Source organism: Streptomyces sp. NPDC021225 (genome assembly GCF_044332865.1).
Taxonomy (GTDB): Bacteria; Actinomycetota; Actinomycetes; order Streptomycetales; family Streptomycetaceae; genus Streptomyces.
Map to the genome: position 1 here is coordinate 1098125 of NZ_JBIRPV010000003.1, position 24574 is coordinate 1122698.

Annotated in this window: 22 protein-coding genes; 16 read left to right on the forward strand and 6 right to left on the reverse strand. The window is 70.3% G+C overall.

Annotation, left to right across the window (positions count from 1 at the left end):
- The first annotated feature begins 9 nt into the window (after positions 1–9).
- On the forward strand, positions 10–1383 hold the full coding sequence (locus ACH4S9_RS18230) for an NtaA/DmoA family FMN-dependent monooxygenase (protein WP_398372885.1): 1374 nt from the start codon (positions 10–12) through the stop codon (positions 1381–1383).
- Between the two features lie 25 nt (positions 1384–1408).
- On the opposite strand, the gene ACH4S9_RS18235 is transcribed toward ACH4S9_RS18230, so the two are convergent.
- Positions 1409–2338: a WYL domain-containing protein gene (locus ACH4S9_RS18235; protein WP_311721735.1), complete on the reverse strand. Its 930-nt coding sequence runs from the start codon at positions 2336–2338 to the stop codon at positions 1409–1411.
- Positions 2339–2394: 56 nt separating this feature from the next.
- On the opposite strand from ACH4S9_RS18235, the gene ACH4S9_RS18240 reads away from it, so the two are divergent.
- Together ACH4S9_RS18240 and ACH4S9_RS18245 are read left to right on the forward strand one after the other, a co-directional pair.
- Positions 2395–2862, forward strand: coding sequence for a hypothetical protein (locus tag ACH4S9_RS18240; protein ID WP_311721736.1), 468 nt, complete (start codon positions 2395–2397; stop codon positions 2860–2862).
- A complete protein-coding gene (locus tag ACH4S9_RS18245; protein ID WP_398372888.1) occupies positions 2859–3440 on the forward strand; it encodes an NIPSNAP family protein in 582 nt (193 codons plus the stop codon). Before ACH4S9_RS18240 ends, ACH4S9_RS18245 begins: the two co-directional genes overlap by 4 nt.
- 22 nt (positions 3441–3462) lie before the next feature.
- Here ACH4S9_RS18245 and ACH4S9_RS18250 read toward each other — a convergent pair whose 3' ends face one another.
- The gene (locus ACH4S9_RS18250) at positions 3463–3987 is read right to left on the reverse strand and encodes a hypothetical protein (RefSeq protein ID WP_311721738.1); all 525 of its coding nucleotides are present in this window, start codon (positions 3985–3987) and stop codon (positions 3463–3465) included.
- Positions 3988–4443: 456 nt separating this feature from the next.
- Here ACH4S9_RS18250 and ACH4S9_RS18255 point away from each other — a divergent pair, with 456 nt between their 5' ends.
- Complete coding sequence (locus ACH4S9_RS18255; RefSeq protein WP_311722335.1) at positions 4444–5001, forward strand: adenine phosphoribosyltransferase; 558 nt, start codon at positions 4444–4446, stop codon at positions 4999–5001.
- A gap of 179 nt (positions 5002–5180) precedes the next feature.
- On the opposite strand, the gene ACH4S9_RS18260 is transcribed toward ACH4S9_RS18255, so the two are convergent.
- Positions 5181–6017, reverse strand: coding sequence for an alpha/beta hydrolase (locus ACH4S9_RS18260; protein ID WP_311721739.1), 837 nt, complete (start codon positions 6015–6017; stop codon positions 5181–5183).
- A 381-nt stretch (positions 6018–6398) separates the two neighbouring features.
- Here ACH4S9_RS18260 and ACH4S9_RS18265 point away from each other — a divergent pair, with 381 nt between their 5' ends.
- The 6 genes from ACH4S9_RS18265 to ACH4S9_RS18290 all read left to right on the forward strand — a co-directional run bounded on the left by ACH4S9_RS18265 (position 6399) and on the right by ACH4S9_RS18290 (position 14364).
- A complete protein-coding gene (locus ACH4S9_RS18265) occupies positions 6399–7124 on the forward strand; it encodes an alpha/beta fold hydrolase (RefSeq protein WP_398372891.1) in 726 nt (241 codons plus the stop codon).
- Between the two features lie 280 nt (positions 7125–7404).
- Positions 7405–10212: a helix-turn-helix transcriptional regulator gene (locus tag ACH4S9_RS18270; protein ID WP_398372893.1), complete on the forward strand. Its 2808-nt coding sequence runs from the start codon at positions 7405–7407 to the stop codon at positions 10210–10212.
- A gap of 90 nt (positions 10213–10302) precedes the next feature.
- Complete coding sequence (locus tag ACH4S9_RS18275) at positions 10303–11073, forward strand: alpha/beta fold hydrolase (RefSeq protein ID WP_385338600.1); 771 nt, start codon at positions 10303–10305, stop codon at positions 11071–11073.
- Between the two features lie 149 nt (positions 11074–11222).
- A complete protein-coding gene (locus tag ACH4S9_RS18280; protein ID WP_398372896.1) occupies positions 11223–12476 on the forward strand; it encodes an ABC transporter substrate-binding protein in 1254 nt (417 codons plus the stop codon).
- Positions 12469–13272: a carbohydrate ABC transporter permease gene (locus tag ACH4S9_RS18285; protein WP_398372898.1), complete on the forward strand. Its 804-nt coding sequence runs from the start codon at positions 12469–12471 to the stop codon at positions 13270–13272. Before ACH4S9_RS18280 ends, ACH4S9_RS18285 begins: the two co-directional genes overlap by 8 nt.
- Positions 13273–13353: 81 nt before the next feature.
- Entirely contained in the window at positions 13354–14364 is a 1011-nt protein-coding gene (locus ACH4S9_RS18290; protein ID WP_398372900.1) for a helix-turn-helix domain-containing protein, read from the forward strand.
- A 64-nt stretch (positions 14365–14428) separates the two neighbouring features.
- Here the strand turns inward: ACH4S9_RS18290 and ACH4S9_RS18295 are convergent, their stop codons facing one another.
- Genes ACH4S9_RS18295 through ACH4S9_RS18305 form a run of 3 tightly spaced genes read right to left on the reverse strand, consistent with a single transcriptional unit; the run spans position 14429 to position 17737 of the window.
- Positions 14429–15166, reverse strand: a complete 738-nt coding sequence (locus tag ACH4S9_RS18295) for a YoaK family protein (RefSeq protein WP_398372902.1) — start codon at positions 15164–15166, stop codon at positions 14429–14431.
- Complete coding sequence (locus ACH4S9_RS18300; protein WP_398372904.1) at positions 15147–16319, reverse strand: low temperature requirement protein A; 1173 nt, start codon at positions 16317–16319, stop codon at positions 15147–15149. Before ACH4S9_RS18300 ends, ACH4S9_RS18295 begins: the two co-directional genes overlap by 20 nt.
- A 50-nt stretch (positions 16320–16369) precedes the next feature.
- Positions 16370–17737 (reverse strand): dihydrolipoyl dehydrogenase family protein, encoded by a 1368-nt coding sequence (locus ACH4S9_RS18305; RefSeq protein WP_398372906.1) that lies wholly within the window; start codon positions 17735–17737, stop codon positions 16370–16372.
- 238 nt (positions 17738–17975) lie between these two features.
- Here ACH4S9_RS18305 and ACH4S9_RS18310 point away from each other — a divergent pair, with 238 nt between their 5' ends.
- From ACH4S9_RS18310 to ACH4S9_RS18335, 6 genes are all read left to right on the forward strand, one after another.
- On the forward strand, positions 17976–18554 hold the full coding sequence (locus ACH4S9_RS18310; protein WP_311721750.1) for a DNA starvation/stationary phase protection protein: 579 nt from the start codon (positions 17976–17978) through the stop codon (positions 18552–18554).
- A 149-nt stretch (positions 18555–18703) separates the two neighbouring features.
- Complete coding sequence (locus tag ACH4S9_RS18315) at positions 18704–19777, forward strand: LacI family DNA-binding transcriptional regulator (RefSeq protein ID WP_398372909.1); 1074 nt, start codon at positions 18704–18706, stop codon at positions 19775–19777.
- Between the two features lie 256 nt (positions 19778–20033).
- Positions 20034–21266 carry an extracellular solute-binding protein gene (locus ACH4S9_RS18320; RefSeq protein WP_398372911.1) on the forward strand — a complete coding sequence of 411 codons (1233 nt, stop codon included), beginning with the start codon at positions 20034–20036 and terminating at the stop codon, positions 21264–21266.
- Positions 21267–21274: 8 nt separating this feature from the next.
- The gene (locus tag ACH4S9_RS18325; RefSeq protein WP_311721753.1) at positions 21275–22228 is read left to right on the forward strand and encodes a sugar ABC transporter permease; all 954 of its coding nucleotides are present in this window, start codon (positions 21275–21277) and stop codon (positions 22226–22228) included.
- Between the two features lie 5 nt (positions 22229–22233).
- A complete protein-coding gene (locus tag ACH4S9_RS18330; RefSeq protein WP_311721754.1) occupies positions 22234–23049 on the forward strand; it encodes a carbohydrate ABC transporter permease in 816 nt (271 codons plus the stop codon).
- Between the two features lie 105 nt (positions 23050–23154).
- Complete coding sequence (locus ACH4S9_RS18335; RefSeq protein WP_398372914.1) at positions 23155–24573, forward strand: GH1 family beta-glucosidase; 1419 nt, start codon at positions 23155–23157, stop codon at positions 24571–24573.
- Position 24574: the final 1 nt, after the last annotated feature.

Sequence of the window (24574 nt, forward strand, 5' to 3'; positions counted from 1 at the left end):
CGTACGACCATGAGCAAGCCGCTGAAGCAGATCCACCTGGCAGCCCACTTCCCCGGCGTCAACAACACCACCGTGTGGAGCGACCCCGAGGCCGGCAGCCACATCGAGTTCAGCTCCTTCGTCCATTTCGCCCGCACCGCCGAACGTGCCAAGTTCGACTTCCTGTTCCTCGCCGAGGGACTGCGGCTGCGCGAACAGGACGGTGAGATCTACGACCTGGATGTCGTCGGCCGCCCCGACACCTTCACCGTCCTCGCCGCGCTCGCCGCCGTCACCGAGCATCTCGGCCTGACCGGCACCATCAACTCCACCTTCAACGAGCCCTACGAGGTCGCCCGCCAGTTCGCGAGCCTCGACCACCTCTCGGGTGGCCGCTCCGCCTGGAACGTGGTCACCTCCTGGGACGCCTTCACCGGCGAGAACTTCCGCCGTGGCGGCTTCCTCCCGCAGGACGAGCGCTACTCGCGCGCGAAGGAGTTCCTGGCCACCGCGGGCGAGCTCTTCGACTCCTGGCACGGCGACGAGATCCTCGCCGACCAGGCCACCGGCACCTTCCTGCGGGACGCGAAGGCCGGGGCCTTCGTCCACACCGGCCGCCACTTCGACATCCACGGCCGGTTCAACGTCCCGCGCTCCCCGCAGGGCCGCCCGGTCATCTTCCAGGCGGGCGACTCCGACGAGGGCCGCGAGTTCGCCGCTTCGAGCGCCGACGCGATCTTCAGCCGGCACGCCACCCTGAAGGAGGGCCAGGCCTTCTACGCGGACGTCAAGAGCCGGCTGGCCACCTACGGCCGCCGCCCCGACCAGCTTCTGATCCTGCCCGCCGCGACCTTCGTCCTCGGCGACACCGACGCCGAGGCCGAGGAACTGGCCAAGGAGGTGCGCCGCCAACAGGTCAGCGGGGCCACGGCCATCAAGCACCTGGAATTCGTCTGGAACCGGGACCTGTCCTCGTACGACCCCGACGGCCCGCTCCCCGACATCGACCCGGACCCTGGCGAGCACCACATCGCCCGCGGCCGGGCGCAGGTGCGCATGTACCGCGATCCGCTGGCCATCGCCCGCGCATGGCGGGAGCTCGCCACCGCCAACAACTGGTCCATCCGCGATCTCGTCATCGAGACCGGCAACCGGCAGAACTTCGTCGGCTCCCCGGCCACCGTCGCGAAGACCATCGACGACTTCGTCCAGGCGGACGCCGCCGACGGCTTCATCCTCGTCCCGCACATCACCCCCGGCGGCCTCGACGCTTTCGCCGACGACGTCGTCCCGCTGCTCCAGGAAAGGGGCGTCTTCCGCACCGAGTACGAGGGCCCGACCCTGCGTGACCACCTGGGCCTCGCCCACCCGGACGACGTACGCAGCGAGCGGGTGGCGTCGTGAAGCCAAGAGGTCCCTCTGCCCGGGGTCACCCCTCGTAGCGGGTCGCGAGGGTCCGTACCGTCTCGGCGATGCGGTCGCGGAGTTCCGCCGGTGCGACGACCACGACGTCGGTGCCCAGCCGCAGGAACTCTCCATGGGCGTGGCCGATCGATTCGATGGGCACCCGGGTCTCCGTCCATCCGTCACCCGCGGGTGTCACGCCGAGGCGGCGGGCTCCCTCCGGTGTGAGCCGTACCAGAGCCTCCCCGGTGTGCAGCCGGGCTCGGAAGTCGGCCAGGTAGCTGTTCCAGTGCGCGGACAGGTCGAACCCGTCCGGGATGACGAACTCCTCTTCCAGGGAGTGGAGTTCGACGATCTGGTCGACCCGGTAGGTGCGGACTCCGGACGGCCCGCCGGCGACCACGTACCAGCGGCCGGCCTTGAGCACGAGCCCGTACGGCTCCACCCGCCGCTCGATCTCCTCCGGCGCGCGCCAGCGCCGGTACCGCAAGAGCACCGCCCGCCGCGCCCACACCGCGGCGGCGACCGCGGCCAGGTGAGGCGTACGGTCGGCGTCGCCGTACCAGCCGGGGGCGTCGAGCAGGAAGTGTTCCTGGATCCGCCCGGCGTGCTCGCGCAGCTCCGCCGGAAGGGCGGCCCGCAGTTTGAGCTGGGCGGTGGCGAGTGCCTCGCCGAGGCCGAGGTCGGCGGCGGTGCCGGGGAGCGCGGCGAGGAACGCGGCCTGTGCCTCGTCCGCGGTCAGTCCGGTGAGGCGGGTCCGGTAGCCGTCGACCAGCCGGTAGCCGCCCGCGTGTCCGGCGGCGCCGTACAGCGGGATACCGGCGGCGCCGAGCGCCTCGACGTCCCGGTAGACCGTACGGACGGAGACCTCCAGTTCCTCGGCCAGCTGCTGGGCCGTCATCCGGCCCCGGTTCTGGAGCAGCAGAAGCAGGGTGACCAGTCGGCTCGCGCGCATGCCGCCCAGTATCCACTGACAGTGGATGTCAGGGGAGTGTCCCTAGCCTGCGGCGCATGGACGACTTCGACTTCCTGCACGGCTCCTGGGACGTGGCCAACCGCCGTCTCACCGCACCGCTCGGCCCGGGCCCCGCCACCTGGGTGGAGTTCCCCGGTCACGCGGTGGTCCGGCCGCTGTTCGGGGGTGCCGGGAACATCGACGAGATCACCTTCCCCACCCTCGGCCGCCAGGGCGTGACCCTGCGACTGTTCGACCGCGAGACGGAGCGCTGGTCGATCCACTGGTCCGACAGCCGGACGGGGCGACTGGATCCCCCCGTGACCGGCAGCTTCACGGGCGACCGCGGTGACTTCCACGGCGAGGACACCTACGACGGCCGCCCGATCCGGGTGCACTTCACCTGGTACCGCCTCGGCCCGGACGCCGCCCGCTGGGAGCAGGAGTTCTCCGCCGACGACGGCCGAACCTGGGAGCTCAACTGGACCATGGACTTCACGCGCACCGGGCGGGCCGGCGCATGAGCATCGTCGAACTCCGGCAGTACACCCTGCATCCCGGCGCCCGGGAGACGCTGATCGAGCTGTTCGAGCGCGAGTTCGTCATCGGCCAGCATGCGGTCGGCATCACTCTCGGCGGCCGTTTCCGCGACCTCGACGACCCGGACCGCTTCGTCTGGCTGCGCGCGTTCCCCGACATGGTGCACCGCCGGCGCGCGCTGGAGGCGTTCTACACCGGCCCGGTCTGGCGGAAGTTCCGCGACGAGGCCAACGCCACCATGGTCGACAGCGACGACGTCCTGCTGCTGCGTGGGCCGTGCTTCGCCGCGGAGCCGGGCACCCGCGAGGTGGTCGCGACGATCTGCCGGCCGTCCGACGCGGCTGCCTTCGACGCCTATGCCGCCCGGCACCTGGGCTCGGGCCATGCGCTGCACCGCACCGAGCACGCCGAGAACGACTATCCCCTCCTGCCCGTCCGCACCGGGGAGGACGTCCGGGTCTGGTTCGGCCCGGCCGAGCCGCCACCGTGGCCGATTCAGCGGCTGCGGCTGGAACCCGTGACGACGCCGGCGAGGTCGGCAAGCCCGCGTGCGTCGTCGTGACGCACCGGTCTGCCCGACCCCGTCAGGCGGCGGAGCAGAGCGCCCCCGGGTCGGCCGGGGCCGAGACGCGGGCCACGGTGGCGTGCACGGGACGGGCGGTGTGGATGGTGGCCGCGGCCTGCGAGCGGTTCCGCGCGAAGACGACGAGGCGCAGCACCGCGAACCGCGCGACACCGGCGAGTGCGGAGGCGGACAGGTAGACCACCTGCTCGAGCACCGCGCCAGGCGCCGCCACCAGCTGGTGCAGGCCAAGCATCGCCACGCAGGTCACCGCGTACGCGGCGGCCGCGGACCCAGTCGACTGCGCATGCTGGCGCCAGGTCGCGCGCCCGCCCGCGCCGAAGGTGAAGCGGGCGTGCAACTCGGTGGCGAGGAGCGTGGAGACCACGGTGATGAGGGCGTTGGCCAGGGCCCAGGGAACCCAGGAGGCGAGGGCCGCCACGGCGAAGCTGGAGGCGATCCCCACCCCACCGCCACAGAGCACGAAGCGGGCGAAGGCGGTGAAGGCGCCGGGCGCCGCCTGCTCCTGGCTCTGCGCTGTCTCCATGATCCGACCCCTTTGATGGCTCACTCCGCGAAACGCGCACCCCTCGGCCCGTGAGGCCGAGGGGTGCGCTGCCGTGATGCCATCATGGCACATGAATGGCGCCATGGTGGGCCGTATTTGGCACTATCCGTGGCGCCGGTGGTGCCACGAGGTGGATGAAGTCGTGAAGGTGCAGGTCAGCGACGAACGTGCGGCACCTGCCACCCGCCGAGTCGGCGCGCCGCTGGCCCACGCCAACAACCGTGGCTACGCCGGCGTTCGGCCGGAACCATGAGAACTTCCTCGCCAAGTGGCCGATTTCCCCTGGCAGCCGGATCTTCGTGCGGGCCGTAGAGTTGTGACCTTCGCCGCCCCACCCGCATCGCACTGACACCGCCGTCTCCGGCATCGGCCCGCCCGTTGCCGGAGACGATCTTCTGTCCTGCTCTTCCCTCCTTTGAGGAGCCTGTGATGACGATGACGAGTCCCACCGACCAAGAGGCCGCGATCGCTCTGCTGCGCGAGCGGATCCGGGACGTGCCCGGCCATCCGAACCCGGACGTGGTGTTCAAGGACATCACTCCCCTCCTGGCCGACCCCGTGGCCTTCGGGCATCTCGTCGAGTTACTCGCGGACGTGTGCGTCCGGCTCGGAGCGACCAAGATCGTCGGCGTGGAGGCGAGGGGCTTCATCCTCGGTGCGCCCGTCGCCGTGCGGGCGCGCGTCGGCTTCGTGCCCGCACGCAAGGCCGGCAAGCTTCCCGGGCCGGTTCTGTCGCGTCCCTACGACCTCGCGTATGGGAGCGGGGTCATCGAGCTCAAGGACGACGCTCTCGCTCCACACGACCGGGTCCTGGTCATCGACGACGTCCTGGCCTCGGGCGGGACCGCGGAGGCCGTCCTGCATCTGATCCGAGCCACCGGAGCGACGGTGGCCGGACTGGCCGTGCTGCTGGAACTGGGCTTCCTCGACGGACGGGCACGGCTCGAGCCGACGCTCGCCGGCGCCGCGCTGCACGCCCTCATGTCCGTATGACGCACGCACGGAACCCGCGCCGCTCGGAAACGCGTCGCCGCGGGTTGTAGGCGGCATGGCGGGATCCGTGGGCGCGTTGGCGTCAGGGTCACCACGCATGGGCGCCGTAGGGATCGCTGGGGCGGGGATCCCTACGGCGCTCGCGCGTCGCAGGCCCGCCGGGCGGACCTGCGACGGGGTCACTTCGCCAGGAAGGTGAGCAGCGCGGTGTTGACCTCCTCCGCGTGGGTCCACAGCAGGCCGTGCGGAGCGCCCTCGATCTCCACGTAGTCGGCGGACGGGAGCGCCTTGTGGAACGGCCGCGCGGTCCCCTCGACGGGCAGGATCCGGTCGCCCGTACCGTGCAGGATCAGGGTCGGCACGTCGATGGCCGGGATGTCGGCCCGGAAGTCGGTGTACCAGGTCGACGGTGCGGCGGCCGCGGCGAAGAAGCCGCCACTCGCCGCGACGTTCCAGCTGTTGCGTACGGCCTCCTCGCTGATCCTGGTGCCGAGGTTCTCGTCGAGGTTGTAGAAGTCCTTGTAGAAGGCCGTGTAGTACGCGTAGCGGTCCGCCTTGACGGCCGCGACGACGCCGTCGAAGAACTCCTTCGGGGCGACCCCGTCGGGGTTGTCGTCGGTCTTGAGCAGGCAGGGCTCCAGTGAGGCCAGGAAAGCGACCTTGGAGACCCGCGCGGAGCCGTAGGCGGACACGTACCGGGCGACCTCACCGGTGCCCATGGAGAAGCCGACCAGGACGGCGTCCCGCAGGTCGAGGGTCTCCAGCACGGTGTTCAGGTCGGCCGCGAAGGTGTCGTAGTCGTACCCGGTCGTCGGCTGGCTGGACTGTCCGAAGCCGCGGCGGTCGTAGGTGATCACGCGGTAGCCCGCGTCCAGCAGCACGGCGCTCTGCCGCTCCCAGGAGTGGCCGTCGAGCGGGAACCCGTGGATGAGGACGACCGGCTGCCCGGTGCCGTGGTCCTCGTAGTAGAGGTCGATGGTGGTGGAGTTTTCCTGACCCACGGTGATGTACGGCAAGCTCTCGTTCCTTCGTGCGGAGTGACTGACGCCCGCAGTGCCAGCGTCGGGGTGTTCGCGGCACCGGGAGTCATCACGCTAGGGCGAATGTCTCGCCGCCTGTTGTCCTCGAGTGCATCGCTTGTTGCCTGGGAGTGTCAGGAAGAGGGAAGGGGGGTCCCTCACCGGCACCCCTCGGTGGCGCGGTCGGACAACACGTGGTGCATCGACAGACAAGGCGGCTCCACCGGCCGCCCGTACTGTGCTGCTGTTCACGCCTGCGGCCGGTGGTCCGGTTCGGACACCGCCTGTGCCGGTCCGGCCCCACGAAGAGCCTTGGGCTCCGCCCCGGCCTCCCCCCCGCATCGGCCGATCGCGAATACATCAACAGGGAGTTGTGCCTTGTCTCGTTCCGACAGCCCGACCGTCGTATTGATCCACGGCGCCTTCGCCGACGCGTCCAGCTTCGGCCGTGTCATCCCCGAACTGATCGCCCGTGGCCTGGACGTGGTGGCGCCGGCGGTGCCCAACCGCAGTCTGCTCGGCGACTCCGCCTACATCGCCTCGATCGTCCGTGAGATTCCCGGGCCGGTCGTCCTGGTCGGACACTCCTACGGCGGTGCCGTCATCACCGTCGCCGGTGCGGAGGACAACGTCAAAGCGCTGGTCTACCTGGCCGGTTACGCCCTGGAGGAGGGCGAAAGCCTGGGCGAGTTGCAGGGTCGCTTCCCGGATTCCGACCTCGCCACCGCGCTCGTCTACACGCCCTTCCCGATCGAGGGCTCCACCACTCCCGGCACCGATGTGTCCGTCGAGATCGACAAGTTCCCGTCCATCTTCGCTGCCGACGTCGACCCGCGAATCGCGGCCGTCCTCGCCGTCTCCCAGCGTCCGTTGGCCGCGCAGGCCTTCGCCGAGAAGGCGCCGGAGGCGGCGTGGAAGACCAAGCCCTCCTGGGGCCTGGTGGCCACGGCCGACCACACCATCAACCCCGACGTGCAGCGTTACGGCTACGAGCGGGCCGACATGGCCACCGTCGAGGTCGACTCCTCGCACCTGGTGATGCTCGCCCACCCGGAGCGCGTCATCCAGCTGATCGAGGATGCCATCCGGGCCACCGCCCACTGAGCGCGGCGCCCCCGGCCGGCGCTCATCGGCGCGGCCATCCCCGGCTGACGCTGGGCACCGGGCCGGCCACGTAAGGTCATGCCGCGGTCGGGGGGTGGTTCGCCGACGACGCCGGTGAGGTCGGCTGTCGTCGGCGCGCCGTAGGTCCTGCCGCCCGGGGTGGCTCTCGCGTGCGGAGCGGGTGCCCGGCGGTGGGGGAGATGTGACCCGGTAGGCTGCCACTGATCCCGCCGCAGGCATTCCGGCGCTCTTCCGGACACGCACCGACACAGGACCCCACTTGGACCGTTCTCAGCAGCCATGGCCGACGGACGGAGCCGGTGGCGTACAGCCGCCGGGATCCGCCGCCCGGCGTGGGCGGCTGACCCGTAGCGGTCTGCGCGGCCGAGAGGCCGAGCTCGAAGCGCTTCAGGCGCTGATCGCCTCGGTGGCCCGCACAGGGAGCGGCGGGTTGGCCCTGATCCAGGGGGAACCGGGCATCGGTAAGACCACGCTGCTCGCCGAGGCCGTCTCCGGAGCCAGGGCGGCGGGATTCTCGGTCGGCGTCGGCAAGGCCGATGAGCTTCATCACATCGTGCCGCTCTCGTCGTTGGCGGCCAGCGTCCTGCACGGCGATCAGCCGCTGCTGTCCGGCGATGCCTTTGCCGATCTCGCCCGCAACCATGATCAGCGCATCTGGCTGGTGGAGCGCCTGGCGGAGGCGATCGAAGCCAGAGCGGGCAGCATGCCGGTGCTGATCGGCCTGGACGATGTGCAGTGGGCCGATCCGCTGAGCCGGTTTGCCCTGAAACAGCTTCCGACACGCCTGCGGACCTCGCCGGTTCTGTGGTTGCTGACCGCGCGACGGGAGCCCGCGGGCCCGGCGGAAGAGGTCGTCGCCGCCGCGACCGGCAACCTCCCGACGGTCACTGTGCCCTTGGGGCCACTGTCCGGCGCGGCCATGGATCAACTGGTCGGCGACACCCTCGGGGCAGCGGCTGACGAGCAGGTGCGGGACCTGCTCGAGGGGGCCGGCGGGAACCCGTTTCTGGCGGTCGAGATGCTCGCGGGCCTGCGGACCGCCGAGGCCTCGGACGAGCTTGTGCCCCCCGGGCTCGTGGTGGGTGTGCGTGGCAGGCTCAGGTCCCTGGACCCCGACACCCTGCGCTTCCTCCAGATGGGAGCGGTGCTGGGACGCAGCTTCGGTTTCCATGACGCCGCCGCGCTCTGCGGCCGGCCGGCCGCCACGCTGATCCCGGCGCTCGAGGAAGCCGTGCGCGCCGGACTCCTGGACGACGACGGCGACCATCTGGTGTTCCGGCATGATCTGCTGCGCCAGGCGGTCTACGTCGACATCCCGCCGTCGGCCCGGAAGGCACTTCACCGAGAAGCTGCCCGCCACCTTGTCTCCACGGGCCACCAGCCGATCGACGCGGTGCCGCACATCCTCAGGGGAGCCCTGCCCGGAGACGAGGAATGCGTAGTGCTGCTACAGCGAGTGGCCGACGACGTGCTGTCGGTCATGCCGGGCCTCGCGGCCGACCTGATGACACGCGCGCTGGATCTGGTGCCCCCGGCACTGCCGCTGAGGTTCACCGTGGGTGAGCGGACGATCCTCTCCTTGACACGGGCCGGCCGGAACCGCGAGGCGCTGTCGACAGGCGACCGGCTACTGGCCGGCCAACCACCGCTGGAGGCGTTCAGCCGGCTTCAGGCTGCCCTCGGTGGGGCGCTGTGGAACATGGATCTCGCCGGCGACCTGCGCCGCCGGACCGAAACCGCCCTCGCCATGGGGGGCGCCGCCCCGGAGATCGGGGCGAGGCTGGCCGCCCTGCACGCACTGGCCCTGTCCCGGGACCATGATCTCGTAGCGGCGCGTGAGATCGGCGAGTCCGCGCTGCGTGCCGCCACCGCGGTCGGTGATCGGGAGGCACACATCCTGGCCCTGTCCGGGCTCGGCGAGATCGCGCAGAACGCGGGCGAGAACGCGGGCGCGCTGGAGCGCTTTGCCGCGCTGAGCGCCATCGATTCCGCCTTCCTTCCCGAAGAGATCGTCGCGCACCTGCACATGGACGACTTCGCGTCCGGCGAACGGCTGCTCTCGCAAGCGGCGGAGCAAGCCGGGGGGATGCGTCAGGCGATGATGCTGTGGGCGCAGGGCCAGTACGATCTGGGGCTCGGCCGGCTCGACGACGCCGACGCAGGCTTCATGACCATGGAGCGCCTGGAGGACGAGGTGCAGACGCCCGTCCAGCAGGTGAACGGCCGCGTGATCCGCTCCCGGATCGCCCTGCTGCGCGGCGACCGAGAGGCGGCGCGGGAGCACCTGGCCGCGGCGCGGGAAAGACTGGCGGCCAAACCGAACCCGGGCAACACGGCCGCGGTGCGCTTCCTGGAGGCGGTCCACGCCGAGGCCGACGGGGACATCGGGCGTGCCGTCGACAGGATTCGGCAGGTGCAGCGCGAAGGTCGCTTCATGCGGTGGCGGCTTCTGCGTGACTGGGTCGACTCCGCGATACGCATAGCCCTGCGCGGCGCGGAGCACGAGCTGGCCGAGGACCTGGCCGCACAGGCCGAAGCCCACGCCGAACGCAACGCCGCGGTGCCGACGGCCACGGGCATCGCGGCGCAGGCCCTCGGGCTCGTGAAAAACGATCTCGCCATGCTCGAACACGCCGCGGAGCTGCTGAAGGCAGGCCCTCGCCCGCTGGTGCGGGCCGCCGCACACGCCGATCTCGGACAGGCGCTCCTGGCGGCAGGCCGGAAACGTCAGGCAGCGGCCGCGCTGACGCAAGCCCGTGACACGTTCGCCGAGTCGGGTGCCCACGCCGAGGCGGCACGCGTACGGCGTGCTCTGGAGGGTGCGGGAGCCGGCAGCCGCGGGGCGGTGACCAAGCAGCGCCCCGTCCAGGGATGGGAGGCGCTCACGGCCTCGGAGAAGAAGGTCGCACGCCTTGTCGCCGAGGGTCACACCAACCGGTCGGCCGCCGACCTGCTCGTCGTCTCCCCGCACACGGTGAACACCCACCTGACGTCCGTCTTCCAGAAGCTGTCGATCAACTCCCGGGTTCAGCTCGCCAACGTGGTCATGGCCTTGCCCGACAACTGAGCGGACCAGTTGGTACGTTCACGCGATGCGCTGCCACGCCTCGACGGGCTTGGCTGGCGCATCGCTCACACTCAGTCGGAGGTCACCGGCATGCACCGATCCACCCCCGCACCGCCGACCATCGTGCTTGTCCATGGGGCGTTCACCGATGCCTCGTCGTGGGCGGGGGTCATCAGCCGCCTGCACACCGCCGGACTGCCCGTGCGCGCCGTGGCGAACCCGCTGCGTGGTCTGGCGCAGGACGCCGCCTACATCGGAAGCGTGGTGCGGGAGATCGATGTCCCTGTCGTCCTGGTCGGCCACGACTACGGTGGCGCGGTCATCACACACGCCGCCACCGACGCCGACAACGTCGTGGCCTTGTGCTACGTCGCCGCGTTCGGACTCGACACGGGCGAGTGCGTCCTGGACATCGTGAACCGCTTCGCCCCCGCGCCGGGGGCCGACGCGACCTTCACCGCCGCCCTCCCCGCCCCGATCCCCGGCGGCCCGGACCGCGAGCTCTACATCCGTAAGGAACAGTTCCCGCAGGTGTACGCCGCCGACCTGCCGACCAGCGTCAGGGAGGTGCTGTCCGTGGCGCAACGCCCGATCGCCTGGACCGCGCTGACCAGTAGATCGGGCCCGCCGGCATGGGCCTCCAAGCCGTCCTGGTACGCCATCGCGACCGCCGACCGGATACTCAACCCCACCGCTCAGCGCTTCATGGCACAACGCATGGCGGCCACCGAATACGCGCTGGACGGCTCACACGCCGTGGTGCTGTCGCAGCCCGACGCCGTGGTGGCGATGATCCGGGAAGCCGCCGAACAGGGCGATGACGGTAGCGCCACCGGGGGCCTGCCGATGTCGCTCTTCTGAAACTTCCCTGCCATCGGCCGGTCAAGGCCGCCCTGTAACATGCTTTCGAGCGGAAGATGCCGGTATGGGTCATCTTGACGGCGCCCTGGAGTCCGCCATCCTCGCGCTGCCGACTCCAGCCACAGACGTCACTCGGTAAAGGCATCAGAATGATCTCACCGGCCAGTCCGCCGGCGCGGCGGATCGCCGCCCTCCTGACCGGAACCATCATTCTGATAGCGGGCGCCACCGGGTGCGGTGGCGGAACCGGTGGCGGGTCCGCCACCGGCAAGGTGACCTCCATCACCGCGCTTGACTACTACACCGACGAACCTGAGCACACCCAGTGGGACGAGATGCTCACCGCCTGTGGCAGGACCGCCGGGGTGAAGGTCGAGCAGAGGAGCGTGCCAGGGGCGTCGCTCATCCCCACGGTCCTGCGGCAGGCGTCGTCGCGGACCCTTCCCGACCTGCTGATGCTGGACAACCCCGACCTTCAGCAGATCGCCCGGACCGGCGCGCTGACCCCTCTGGACCAGTACGGCATCGAACCCGGCGGCCTCGCCCCGGGCATCCTGTCGGCGGGCACATATGAGGGAAAGGTGTACGGACTGGCCCCCTACGTCAGCACGGTCGCCCTCTTCTACAACAAGGACATGCTCGCCAAGGCCGGTGTCGCCGTGCCGAGGACCTGGAGCGAACTGAAGACGGCCGCGGCCGAGCTGACCCGTCCCGGGCGCTACGGCATGGCGGTCGACGCGAACGCCACTTTCGAGGGCGCCTGGCAGTTCCTGCCGTTCCTGTGGTCCAACGGCGGGGACGAGAGGCGGCTGGACACCCCGCAGGCCGCGCAGGCACTCCAGCTGTGGGTCGACCTGGTGAAGAGCGGATCCATGTCGAAGTCGGTGCTGAACTGGACACAGGCCGATGTCCACGATCAGTTCGCCGCCGGAAGGACCGCCATGATGGTCAATGGCCCCTGGCGGATCCCCGCCCTGAACAAGGACAAGAACCTGCGCTGGGGGGTTGCCCCCATCCCCGTCCCCCGGACGGGCCAGACCCCGGTCACCCCGCTCGGCGGTGAGGTGTGGACGGTCCCGCAGAGCCCTTCCAAGGCCCGGCAGGACAAGGCCGCCAAGGTTCTCGCCTGCCTGAACAACTCCTCGAACATGCTCACCCTGGCCGAGCAGCACTTCACCGTGCCCTCCCGCACCGCGGTGGCCGCCCGGCACGCGGAGCGGGTTCCGTCGATGGCTGCCTTCGTCAGCAGCCTGGAAGCGGCACGCGCCCGCACCAGTGAGCTCGGCGTCAGATGGCCCAAGGCGGCGACCGGGATATACACCGCGATCCAGTCCGCGCTGACGGGCGAGCAGACACCGGAGGAAGCCCTCAGGCGTGCGCAGCGGTTCGCGACCGGTGACTGACCCGTCCCCGGCCCTGCCGAAGCCCCGCACCGGGCAGGACGACGGCGCCGTCGTCGCGGGGGACCGGGCCGCGGCCCGGGCACGCTTTCGGGAGCGCACGGCCCAGTGGATGTTCATCGCGCCCGCCGCGGCGTACCTGCTGCTGTTCTTCGGCTACCCGATCTTCAGGAACGTCGTGATGAGCTTCCAGCAGTACACGACCACGACGTTCTACACGGGCTCCGCGCCGTTCGTGGGGCTGCGGAACTACTCGGCGATCCTCTCGTCGGACCTGTTCTCCCAGGCCCTGCTGACCACCCTCCTGTTCACCGCCGGATCGATCATCGGGCAGTTCGCGCTCGGCCTGGCCTTCGCCCTGTTCTTCCAGCGCCGCTTCCCGCTCGGCGGCGTTCTGCGATCGCTCCTGCTGCTGCCGTGGCTGTTGCCGCTGGTCGTCTCCGGAACGACGTGGAAGTGGACGCTCGACCCCGACACGGGAGTCGTCAACGCGGCGCTGCGCGGCCTCCATCTCTCGTCGTCCGGCGTCCCCTGGCTCACCGGGACCTCCCAGGCGCTCGTGTCGGTGATCCTCATCAACATCTGGGTCGGAATTACTGACCACCACGGACACCGTTCGACCGATCACTCTGGGCATCTACCAGTACATCGGGGCCCACACGAACCAGTGGAACGCCATCATGGCCACGACAGTCATGGCGTCCGTCCCTGCCGCCGTACTGCTCGTCGTCGCCCAGCGCCATGTCACCGCCGGCGCCACCACGGGAGCCGGCAGGTGAGGGCGGTCCCGCAGCCGTGATCTAGCGGATTCACGCGATGTGCCGCTCCCGGGCCGCTGGCACGGTGATGCAGCAGGCTCACCGGTTGAAGGACAGGGATCATGTTGCTGGATTCATCGAGGCCGGAACGTGTGCGGCTCGAACGAAGCGCCTCCGGCAGCTTCCACACCACCGATTCGCTGCCCGTCCCGCGCAGACGGTCGTACTGGCGTGAAGCCCTGTCGCAAACGTTCGGCGCCGTGGACATGACCGTCCCCGACGAGGTGTATTCCGGCACGATCCGTACGGCACCGCTCGGCCCGCTTCAGGCCGTCACCGTGGACGGCGACTGCCTGTCCGCCCTGCGCACGCGCCGACTGGTCACGCAGGGTGTCGAAGACCAGTACGTGGTGGTCAAACTGCTGGACAGGGGAGTCGCCCGGCTGGAGCAGGACGGCCGTGAAGCGGTCCTCGGGCCGGGAGACATCTTCGTCTACGACATGGCGCGCCCCGTCCGGCTGAATCTTCCCCAGTCCTTCCGGACGAAGTCCCTCGTCGTGCCGAGAGAGATTCTGGGCCTGAGCGAGTCCGACATGGCTCATGTCACGGCCTCCCCGCTCGGCCCCGACACGCCCCTCGGCAGTCTGCTCTCGCCCTTCCTGGCCGGGCTCGTGGACGGCGCGGGAACCTACTCGCCGCGCACCAGCGAGCTGATGGCCCGCAACGTCGTGGACATGCTCGGCGCGCTGGCCGGAGAGGTTCTCGGCCGATCGAACGAGGACACGCCCGGCGGGAACCGGGCACTGCTGCTGCGGATCCAGGCGTTCATCGACCGTCATCTCGCAGACCCCGATCTCACCCCACAGTCCATCGCCCGAGCCCACCGCATATCCCTGCGCTATCTGCACAAGCTGTTCGAGAGCGAAGACGTCACGGTCGGCCGGTGGATCCAGCGGCGTCGCCTGGAGGAGTGCCGACGCGACCTTTCGCGCCGCGCGAGCAGCTCCACGATCGCCGCGGTGGCGCACCGATGGGGCTTCACCAGCGCCGCGCATTTCAGCCGGGCTTTCCGGGCCGCCTACGGGATGGCCCCCCGCGAGTGGCGCGACACCCAGGGCTTGTTGGCGTCGTAGCCCCCGCCGGATACGCCTGAGCCCTCTGGTGCAGGGGGGGCTCAGACATGTCCGGTGCACCGCGTCAGGACGGCGGCCGGGTCCAGTCCGGGTCGTCGGCCGAGAGGCGGTGGGTGGCCACGGAGGTGAGGCCGAGGAGCAGCAGGGCCAGGCTCAGGGTGAGCACGAGGTGGCCGTGCAGCACCAGCTGGGCTCCGACGAGGGCGCCGAGGAACATCGCGAGTACGGACAGGATCCGGCGGCCGGGCCGTGGCGCCGCGCCGCCGGCCGGAGTGGAGTCCGCGGCCAGCCCCGTCAGGGTCAGGGTCAGTACGGTCGTGGTGAGGTCAGGGACACCGAGGCGCCGGGCGACCGCGTTCTGTAGCCCCATGCCGAGCCCCAGGAACACGATCAGCGTGTACTGGACGCCCGTGGTGACCCGGCCGTCCGTGACCGCGGCGGTGGCCACGCTGACGGTGACCAGCACCGTCTGCACGGCGGTGGCCGTCTTCAACAGCTTGCCGCGGTGCGTGGCGAACCGGGTGCCGATCCTGCCCCCGGCGAGCGCGCCGGCGAGGAACGCCGCCAGGGAGACGAGAGAGGCGACCGCGGACAGGCTCGCGGCGCCCACCAGAGCGAACCCCAGGAACACCACATTGCCGGTCATGTTGGCGACGAACACATGTCCGAGTGTCAGATAGCTCACCGCGTCGACCAGCCCCGTGACCACCGTCAGCGTCAGCAGCAGGGGAGGCAGCGGGCCATGGCGATCCTGGCCGGGCGGTGCGAGCGTGTGTAGCGCGTCACTCAGCAGCCTGCGCATACTGCTTCCTTTCCCTTGCGGCGGGTGGGTGGCGCGGCACCGTAACCACCACGACCAGGCCCGCCAGGAGCACACCGGCGACAAGCGCGGGTGCCGGGGACCAGGCGGCCGCCAGGACACCGACCGCGGCGAGGGGGAACGGAACCCGTTCGGCCAGGCTCCTCTGGTGTGGCCGCAGGTGCACGAGCCAGACCGTGATCAGGAAGATCGCCGCTGGAACGGTGACCGCGGCGCCGGCGGCAGTCGGCGAGGACCCGGTGTGACGCGTGACGTGATCGGCGTACGCGGCCAGACCGGCGCCCTCCGCGGTCGCCGAGGCGAAGATCAGGTAGTGGCCGTAGGCCCACGGGAATCTCCTGCGGCGCGCCTGGTGCGTCGTGGCGAGCAGCGTGTGCGCGGGGCGGGCGAAGTACAGCCACCACATGGCGTAGGCCATGAGCAGGCCGCCCGCCGCCAGCGCGTACAGCGAACCGGTGCCGTGATGCCGCTCGAAGGCGCCCCGAACGGCGACGGTGGCGGCCGCGACCGACTCGCCGAGGACGATGAGGGTGAACAGTTCGTAGCGCTCGGCGATGTGGTGCGGATGCCAGGGGGTCCTCCCGGCGGACTCCGCCCACACGGGAACGGACAGCTCGGCCACGATCATCACCACGATGCCCGGCAGCCGCGCCGGAGCGGGCACGAGAAGCAGCCCCAGCCAGCCGAGCTGGCATATCGTCACCCCCGCGGCGAAGCGCAGTGCGGTCCTCCGCCGGGCGGCATCGGACAGCGCGGCGCGCAGCCACAACGCGGCCAACGCCGACCGCAGCACGACGTACCCGAGCGTGATGATGTGCAGATCGCCGTCTTCGAACGCGCGCCCGACACCGGCGGCGAGGATGAGCGATCCCGTGATCTGCACCAGCACCGTCAGCCGGTACGTGACGTCGTCCGGGTCGTAGGCGGAGGCGAACCAGGTGAAGTTCATCCACGCCCACCAGATGGTGAAGAACACCAGCGCGAAGCGCAGCGCGCCGCTGCCGTGCTCCCCTTCAGCGAACGCTTCATGCAGACTCATGGACGCCTGCGCCACCGCGACGACGAAGCACAGGTCGAAGAAGAGCTCCAGCGAAGTGGCGGACCGATGCGGCTCGCCGGGATTGCGGCCCACCATGGTGCGCCACCGCCCGGCGCCCGGGTCCGCCCGCGTGGTCGGGGTGGCGTTCAGCGGAGGGCTCCCAGGGCCGCCTCGATCGTCCGGTGGAAGGTCGGATAGGTGTAGATCATGTGCTGGAGCCGCTCGACGGGTACCTCGGCATGGACGGCCACGTTCAGCCCGTACAGCACCTCGCCGCCCACCGGTCCTGCCGAGGTCGCCCCGATCAGCACGCCCCGGTCGGCGTCCTCAACGAGCTTGATGAACCCCTCGTTGCCCGGCCCGTGAATCCAGCCGCGCGTGGAGGAGGCGACGGCCACCACGCTGGTGCGCACACGCAGCCCCCGCTCCCGCGCCTGGCGCTCCGTCAGCCCCACGGCCCCGATCTCCGGATCGGTGAACGTGACGCGGGGCAGCGCCCGGTAGTCGGCTTCGGGACCGGGCTGCCCGAGGATGTCCCGGACGGCGATACCGGCCTGGTACATCGACACATGGGTGAAGGCGCCCCGGCCGGCGATGTCGCCGACCGCCCACAGCCCTTCCCCGGCCCGCATCCGCCCGTCCGTGGGAACGGCTCCCGCTGCCGGATCGAGCCCCACCGAGTCGACCCCCAGCGGACTGAGGTCGGCCACGCGTCCGGTGGCGACCAGAAGCCGTTCGGCACTCAGCGGCTGTTCACTGCCCTCGAGACGGACGGTGAACTCGGTGCCGTCATGGCCGACCCGCCGCGCCCGGGCGCCCGTGAGAACGGTGACACCGTCCGCGCGCAGCGCCTCCGCGGCCAGCTTCCCCGCTTCCGGCTCCTCCTGCGACAGCAACTGGTCCTGTCCCTCGACCACGGTGACCGCGCAGTTGAAGCGGGCGAAGACCTGGGCGAGTTCGACGCCGATGGCGCCCCCGCCGAGTACCACCATGGACGCCGGGAGCTCCTTGGCGGCCATGGCGTCGCGGTTGGTCCAGTACGGCGTTTCCTCCAGCCCCGGCACCGGGGGGATCCGGGGCCGGGTACCGGTGGCCAGCACGACACCGCGCCGGGCCTCGAAGGTGCGTTCACCGACGGTCACCCGGCGCGGCCCGGTCAGGCGCCCCGTCCCCCGGACGAGCCGACCGCCCTTCGCCACGAAGCGGTCCGCGGCCACCTGGTCGTTCCAGTCGTCGGTGGCCTCGTTCCGGATCCGTTCGGCGACTCTGGTCCAGTCGGGAGTCACCACCGCCGCACCGGCGAGGGCGGGCACCCTGCCCGCCTCGGCGAGCAGGTTCCCGGCCCGGATCATCATCTTGCTGGGCACACAGGCCCAGTACGGACACTCGCCGCCGACGAGCCCCGCCTCGACCCCCACCACATCCAGTCCCGCTTCAGCCAGCGTGCCGGCGACGTGTTCACCGCCCGGCCCCAGCCCGACGACCACCACATCCGCCTGCTCGTTCACGCTCATGCCTCTCCTCGTTCCGCCGGCTCTCCGGGCATGGACCGTCCCGCTGACGCTAGAGCGCCGGGAGAACGGCCCGAGTCCGCCCGTGCACGGAGGCTTGCCCGAGAGTGAACGCCGAGGACGAGGACGGGGCACAGTGCGCTGGTGGGCACCACCGCATGCACTGCCGGTCAACACGGCCCCCGGCCGGACACCTAGCGTCACCGGGGTACGCACCACACGGCACCGCAGGAGGCGGCCCATGACCACCAACGCGACATCCCCGCACGGCAGCCAGCCCTGGCTGCACCAGAAGGGCGAGGTGATCCAGGAGTTCGGAACCGTCAAGCAGTTCCCCGTCGCCCTGTCCTACGAGGCACGGATGTACTCCTGCCAGCGCCTGAACAAGGCCCTCGCGGACACGCAGATCCTCTACGGCCTCTACAAGAAGCACCACTGGCTGATGCGCGGCGCGACCTTCTACCAGCTGCATCTGGTCCTGGACAAGCACGCCGGTGAACAGCTCGAAATCATCGACACCATCGCCGAACGCGTCCAGTCGCTGGGCGGTGTCGCGGTGGGAGATCCCCGGCACGTCGCCGAGATCACCTCGATCCCGCGGCCCCCGGATGGAGTGGAGGAGGTGCCGGCCATGCTGTCCCGACTGCTGGAGGCCCACGAGACCATCCTCATCGACGCCCATGACGCCGCCGCCCGGACCGCCGAGGGCGGTGACGACGGCACCAACGATCTGCTGGTCTCCCAGGTGATCCGGACCGGCGAACTGCAGGCGTGGTTCCTCGCCGAGCATCTGGTCGACACCCCCCTGGTCCGCGCCTGAGGAATGGCACCTCCCACCGGGGCAGACGGGTTCCTCGGCCGGCGCGACGCGGCCTGACCTGCCGCGACGGGTCTCCGGGCGTCCCTTATATGATGGGGTTCGCCGCTCAGGCCTTTCGTCGTCGTGCCCGCATCACCGAGGGGTCGAGGTTGCCTACCATCAGGGATGTCGCCCAGCACGCAGGGGTCGCGCCGAGCACCGTCTCCTACGTGTTCAACGGCTCCCGGCCCATTTCCGATGAGACGCGCCGACGCGTGCAGGAGGCCGTGGACGCACTCGGGTATCACCCGCGGGCCAGCGCCCGGACCCTGCGCAGCAGCCGCACCCATGTGATCGCTCTCGCGCTGCCCCGCCCGGCCGGCCGGCGGAACGCCGTGGACGGCCCCTTCGCGATCGAGGTCAGCGACGCAGCCGTGAGACTCGGCTACGACCTGCTGCTCACCACGTCCCAGGACAAGGCCGAGGGGCTGCGCCGCGTGGCGCTGAGCGGCCTTGCCGACGCGGCGGTGCTGATGGCCGTCGATATGGAGGACGCCCGGATCGATGTCGTGCGGGAGCTGGAGTTTCCCGCCGCGCTCATCGGGCGGCCGGCCGACGAGGACGCCTTGCCGTGGACCGACCTGGACTGGGAGGAGGCCGCTGCCCTGGTGGTGCGGGAGCTGGCCGCCGCGGGACACCGCGAGATGGTGTACCTCGCACCCACCGAGGCGGAAGTGGCGGCCAGGCGCAGTTACGCGCTCCGGGGTATCGCCGGTGCGACCCGCGGCGGCCGGAGCGCCGGCGCCGCCGTCACGGTGGCCCATGCGGTGAACGATCCGGCCGGACTGGCCCGCCGGCTCCGGGCGCTGCTCGCGGAGCGCGCGGACGACGGGGCGGGCGGGCGGCCGACCGCGCTGATCGTGCAGCACCCCTCCGCGCATCACCACATCCTGACGTCCGTGACCGATGCCGGGCTCCGCATACCCGAGGATCTCACCGTCGTGGTGATCGGCGCCCTGCCCGGAGACCCGGCCGGCCGTCGGCTGCCTCGTGTCGAACTGCCGGTGGAAACGCTGGCCGGCGAGGTGACCCGGCTCGCCGTGGCCGCCGCCACGGCGCTGCGCGAGACCGTCGAAGGGGACGCGGAGGCCGGTCCCCGGCTGCTCGCCGACACCGTCGGCCACCTTCTGATCGCTCCGGTCCTGCTGCCGGGGGACGCGCCGCTCACCGCCCCGCGGGCCTGAACTCCGCGAGCCTTCCCCGCGCGCCTGCCCGACGCTGCCGTGGGCCTGCCCGGCGCAGCCGTGGCTGTTTTCTTCTCCTGAGACTCTTGTCGCCATCGGATACATGCCTTTAACATCACTGCTGGCCACTTCGTCGAATCGATTCGATGCGACGTTCCAGGACAATGAAGTGGCATGGGGCTGTCCCCCGGAACGCCGATCTCGCACGACCTCCGTCTCCCCTTGCAGAGCCGTAGCACGAACTGAGAGACACCACATGCCATTGCTTCGCCGCCGCCCGCCGGCGCCGGTCCTGCTCCTGACCCTCGTTGTGGCCTCGGCCGGCCTCACCGGGTGCGCGCGCGGGGCCGACCCCGACACCATCACGGTGCTGAACTCCGCCACGGACCAGCATGAGCACGACCAACAGCAGAAGTTCTTCGACCGGTGTGCCAAGCCCCTCGGGGTGAAGGTCGAGCAGACCAGTGTTCCCGCCGCCCAGGTGGCGACCAAGGCGCTGCGGATGGCGTCGTCACACTCGATGACCGACATCCTGGAGCTGGACGGATCGGAGCTGCCGCAGTTCGCCGACACCGGCGGCCTGGTCCCGCTGAAGACGGCGGGCGTGAGTGTGGACGGGCTCTCGCCAGGGGCCGTGAGCATGGGGAGTTTCAAGGGCACCGCGTACGGCATCGCCCGCTCGGTCAACACCCTGGCGCTGTTCTACAACACGGACGTGCTGAAGGAGGCGGGGGTGGCACCGCCCACCACGTGGGACGAGCTGAAGGTGGCGGCCAAGAAGCTCACCCGGGGCAAGACGTTCGGGATGGCCTTCAGCGCGACTCCCGACGCGGACGGGGTGTACCAGTTCCTTCCCTTCTTCTGGTCCGCGGGCGGTGACGAGGCCCACATCGACAACGGCAAGGGCGAACAGGCGCTCAAGCTGTGGAAGGACCTGGTCACCGCCCGGTCCGCGTCAAGCGCCGTGGTCACCTGGAACCAGCAGGACGTCAACGATCAGTTCATCGCGGGCCGTACGGCCATGATGGTCAACGGCCCCTGGCAGGTTCCCGTGCTCAGCCAGCACAAGTCCCTGCACTGGGCGGTCACCACCATCCCGGTGCCCGTGGCCGGCAAGGCTCCGGTGGCCCCGATGGGCGGAACCGTGATGACCCTGCCCCGTACCGACGACACCGGGCGCCAGGCCACCGCCGCCAAGATCCTCAACTGCCTGAACAAGAGCCAGAACCAGGTGGGCTGGGGTGCGGGCGTGAACAACATCCCCACCAGGGACTCCGCCGCCGCCCAGTACAAGGCCGACAATCCGAAGCTCGCGGGCTTCGCCGACACGGTCGCCACCGCCCGTTCCCGTACCGCCAAGGTCGGCGCCCGGTGGCCGGCCGTCTCCAGCGCCCTGGCGGGCGCCTTCCAGTCTGTTCTGACCGGCAGCGCCTCGCCCGAAGCGGCGCTGAAGCGTGCCCAGTCGCAGGCCACGGCCGGCGGAGAGTGAGAGCCACCATGAGTACCACCACTGCCGCGCCCGCCAAGTCCGTGGCGGCGAGCACCGCGGTCCCGGGCCGGCGAGCGTCCCGCGCCACGCTGACACGCTGGCTCTTCGTGGCGCCCGCCGTCCTCTACATGCTGGCCTTCTTCGGGTATCCGCTCGTACGCAACGTCGTCATGAGCTTCCAGCACTACACACCGCGTACCTTCTTCACCGGCGAGGCACCCTTCAACGGCCTCGACAACTGGACCGCGGTGTTCGGCAACGAGCTGTTCACCAAATCTCTCTGGCACACGGTCCTCTTCACGCTGGGCTCACTGCTCGGCCAGTTCGTGCTGGGCCTGGCGCTGGCCGTGTTCTTCTCCCGGCGCTTCCGGCTGTCCGGCTTCGCCCGCGCGGTGCTGCTGCTTCCGTGGCTCATCCCGATGGTCGTCTCGTCGGTCGTCTGGCGGAAACTGCTCGACCAGGACACCGGGGTGCTCAACACCCTGCTGATGAACCTGCACCTCACCTCGGAGCCGGTGCCCTGGCTGAGCAGTCCGAGCGTCGCCCTGCTGTCGGCGATCCTGGTCAACATCTGGGTCGGCATCCCGTTCAACATGGTGATCCTCTACGGCGGGCTCCAGGAGATCCCGCGTGAGATGTACGAGGCCGCCTCGCTCGACGGCGCCGGTCCCTGGCGTACGTTCCGCAGCATCACGCTGCCGCAGTTGCGGCCGGTGATCACGGTGGTCCTGGTCCTCGGTTTCATGTCGACGATCAAGATCCTGGACCTGATCCTCGCGCTGACCGGCGGCGGGCCGGCCGACTCCACGCAGACCCTGGGCACCGCCACCTACCAGCTCTCGTTCCAACAGCTCGACTTCGGGCAGGGCGCCGTGGTCGGCAACGTCCTCATCCTCATCAGCGCGGTGTTCGCCGTGTTCTATCTCCGGGCCAACCGGTCCGACTTCGGTCAGGGGAAGTGATCACCATGTCCGCCCGCACCCTGCGACGGGGCAGCAACACCGTCATCGCGCTGGTCGTTCTGCTCATCCTGCTCTTCCCTCTGTACTGGATGCTCAACATCGCCCTTCAGCCGGGCGAGAGTCTCGCCTCGACCAGCTGGTTCCCCACCTCGCCGGGCTGGTCGAACTTCGAGCGGGCGCTGGACAGCCAGGGCGGCTCGCTCGTGACCAGCCTGGTCGTCGCGCTCGGCGCGGTCGTGGTCTGTCTCGCGATGGCGGCGCCCGCCGCCTACGGCCTGGCCCAGCTCGGCCTGCGGGGCGGCCGGTCCATCGTGTTCGGCACCCTGATCACCCAGATGGTGCCCGGCATCGTGATAGCCAACGCGCTCTACAGCGCCTATGTCGACCTGAACCTGGTCAACTCGCTCCCCGGGCTGATCCTGGCCGACGCCTCGCTCGGGCTGCCGTTCTCCATCGTGCTGCTGAGGGCGTTCATGGTGTCGATCCCGAAAGAGATCGTGGAAGCGGCGATGGTCGACGGGGCGAACCGATTCACCGCCTTCGTGCGCATCGTGCTCCCGATCAGCCGTAACTCGCTGATCACGGCCGGGCTCTTCACCTTCCTCTTCGCCTGGTCCGACTTCATGTTCGCGCTGACGCTCAACACGACGGACGACGTCAAGCCGATCACCCTCAGCATGTACGAGTACATCGGCGCCCACGTCAGCGACTGGGGCGCGGTCATGGCCACGGCCGTCGTCTCCGCCGTCCCGGCGGCGATCCTGCTGATACTGGCCCAGAAGTACGTCGCCGCCGGAATCACCGGCGGTTCGGTCAAGTAGTACGCGGACGACCCCCTGGCACGAGCGGCCGGACCGAGCCGCTCGTGCCCGTTCCCCGAGTACGCCACGCACACCTCTCAAGACCCGGAAGGTCCGCTTTACAGCATGAGCAGCACGTCACCTCACTCACCGGACATCGCGCGGTTCCCCGTCCTCCCACCCGGCTTCGTCTTCGGGACCGCGACCGCGAGCTACCAGATCGAGGGCGCGCACGACGAGGACGGCCGCGGACCGTCGATCTGGGACACCTTCAGCCACACTCCCGGCCGCACCCAGGGCGGTGCCACCGGTGACATCGCATGCGACCACTACCACCGCTACCCGGAGGACGTCGAACTGCTGCGGCGCCTCGGTGTCGACTCCTACCGCTTCTCCGTGGCCTGGCCGCGGATCCAGCCGCAGGGCACCGGCCCGGCCCATGCGAAGGGGCTGGACTTCTACGACCGGCTCACCGACACGCTCCTCGAAGCCGGTGTCTCCCCTGCCGTCACGCTCTACCACTGGGACCTGCCGCAGGCGCTGGAGGACCGGGGCGGCTGGCGGGTCCGGGAGACCGCCGAGGCCTTCGCCGAGTACACCCGGCTGGTGGTGGAGCGACTGGGCGACCGGGTGGGCCGGTGGATCACCCTCAACGAGCCCTTCTGCTCCGCCTTCGTGGGATACGCGGAAGGACGGCACGCTCCCGGCGCCCGCGAGGGCACCGGAGCCCTGGCCGCCGCGCACCACCTGCTGCTCGCCCATGGAAACGCGGTGCGGGTCCTGCGGGAGGCCGGCGCCTCCCAGGTCGGCATCACACTGAATCTCGACCGTATCCATGCGGCCAGTTCCTCCCCGGCCGACCTGGCCGCGCTACGGCGCGCCGAGACGCTGCACAACGAGGTCTGGACGGAGCCTCTGTTCAACGGCCGGTACCCCACCGACGAGTCCGAAACCTGGGGCGAGCTGGCCGACGGCTCGTACCGCCGCGACGGTGACCTGGACACCATCGGCACACCACTGGACTTCGTGGGGCTGAACTTCTACCGCCCGCTGACCGTCTCCGACGCACCGTACGCGGAGGCCGACGCGTCCCGGCGTACCGCCATGGACATCCGGGTCGCCGAGAGCGACCCGTACGGCACCCGGCACACCACCATGGGCTGGCCCGTCGTCCCCGAGGCCTTCACCGAGTTGCTGGTGGACCTGTCCGCGCGGTACCCGAACCTGCCGCCCGTCTACATCACGGAGAACGGTTCCGCCGAGGCCGACACCGTCTCGCCGGACGGAGCCGTGCGGGACACCGACCGGGTGGCGTACCTGCGCGACCATGTGGCGGCCGTGTCCGCCGCCGTCGACGCGGGGGTGGACGTCCGCGGCTACTACTGCTGGTCGCTCCTGGACAACTTCGAGTGGGCCCGGGGCTACGGTCAGCGCTTCGGGATCGTACGGGTCGACTACGACACCCAGGAACGCACGCCCAAGGACAGTTACCACTGGTTCCGCGAGCTGATCACCGTCAACCGCGCGTCCACGCAGGAGCACTGAG

Excerpts from the sequence above, each read along its gene's own strand:
- ACH4S9_RS18275 (WP_385338600.1), top strand. The coding sequence starts at position 10,303 with ATGCACCGATCCACCCCCGCACCGCCGACCATCGTGCTTGTCCATGGG.
- ACH4S9_RS18240 (WP_311721736.1), top strand. The coding sequence starts at position 2,395 with ATGGACGACTTCGACTTCCTGCACGGCTCCTGGGACGTGGCCAACCGC.
- ACH4S9_RS18295 (WP_398372902.1), bottom strand. The coding sequence starts at position 15,166 with ATGCGCAGGCTGCTGAGTGACGCGCTACACACGCTCGCACCGCCCGGC.
- ACH4S9_RS18325 (WP_311721753.1), top strand. The coding sequence starts at position 21,275 with ATGAGTACCACCACTGCCGCGCCCGCCAAGTCCGTGGCGGCGAGCACC.
- ACH4S9_RS18255 (WP_311722335.1), top strand. The coding sequence starts at position 4,444 with ATGACGAGTCCCACCGACCAAGAGGCCGCGATCGCTCTGCTGCGCGAG.
- ACH4S9_RS18305 (WP_398372906.1), bottom strand. The coding sequence starts at position 17,737 with ATGAGCGTGAACGAGCAGGCGGATGTGGTGGTCGTCGGGCTGGGGCCG.
- ACH4S9_RS18320 (WP_398372911.1), top strand. The coding sequence starts at position 20,034 with ATGCCATTGCTTCGCCGCCGCCCGCCGGCGCCGGTCCTGCTCCTGACC.
- ACH4S9_RS18235 (WP_311721735.1), bottom strand. The coding sequence starts at position 2,338 with ATGCGCGCGAGCCGACTGGTCACCCTGCTTCTGCTGCTCCAGAACCGG.
- ACH4S9_RS18310 (WP_311721750.1), top strand. The coding sequence starts at position 17,976 with ATGACCACCAACGCGACATCCCCGCACGGCAGCCAGCCCTGGCTGCAC.
- ACH4S9_RS18290 (WP_398372900.1), top strand. The coding sequence starts at position 13,354 with ATGTTGCTGGATTCATCGAGGCCGGAACGTGTGCGGCTCGAACGAAGC.
- ACH4S9_RS18335 (WP_398372914.1), top strand. The coding sequence starts at position 23,155 with ATGAGCAGCACGTCACCTCACTCACCGGACATCGCGCGGTTCCCCGTC.
- ACH4S9_RS18250 (WP_311721738.1), bottom strand. The coding sequence starts at position 3,987 with ATGGAGACAGCGCAGAGCCAGGAGCAGGCGGCGCCCGGCGCCTTCACC.
- ACH4S9_RS18280 (WP_398372896.1), top strand. The coding sequence starts at position 11,223 with ATGATCTCACCGGCCAGTCCGCCGGCGCGGCGGATCGCCGCCCTCCTG.
- ACH4S9_RS18230 (WP_398372885.1), top strand. The coding sequence starts at position 10 with ATGAGCAAGCCGCTGAAGCAGATCCACCTGGCAGCCCACTTCCCCGGC.
- ACH4S9_RS18245 (WP_398372888.1), top strand. The coding sequence starts at position 2,859 with ATGAGCATCGTCGAACTCCGGCAGTACACCCTGCATCCCGGCGCCCGG.
- ACH4S9_RS18300 (WP_398372904.1), bottom strand. The coding sequence starts at position 16,319 with ATGGTGGGCCGCAATCCCGGCGAGCCGCATCGGTCCGCCACTTCGCTG.
- ACH4S9_RS18330 (WP_311721754.1), top strand. The coding sequence starts at position 22,234 with ATGTCCGCCCGCACCCTGCGACGGGGCAGCAACACCGTCATCGCGCTG.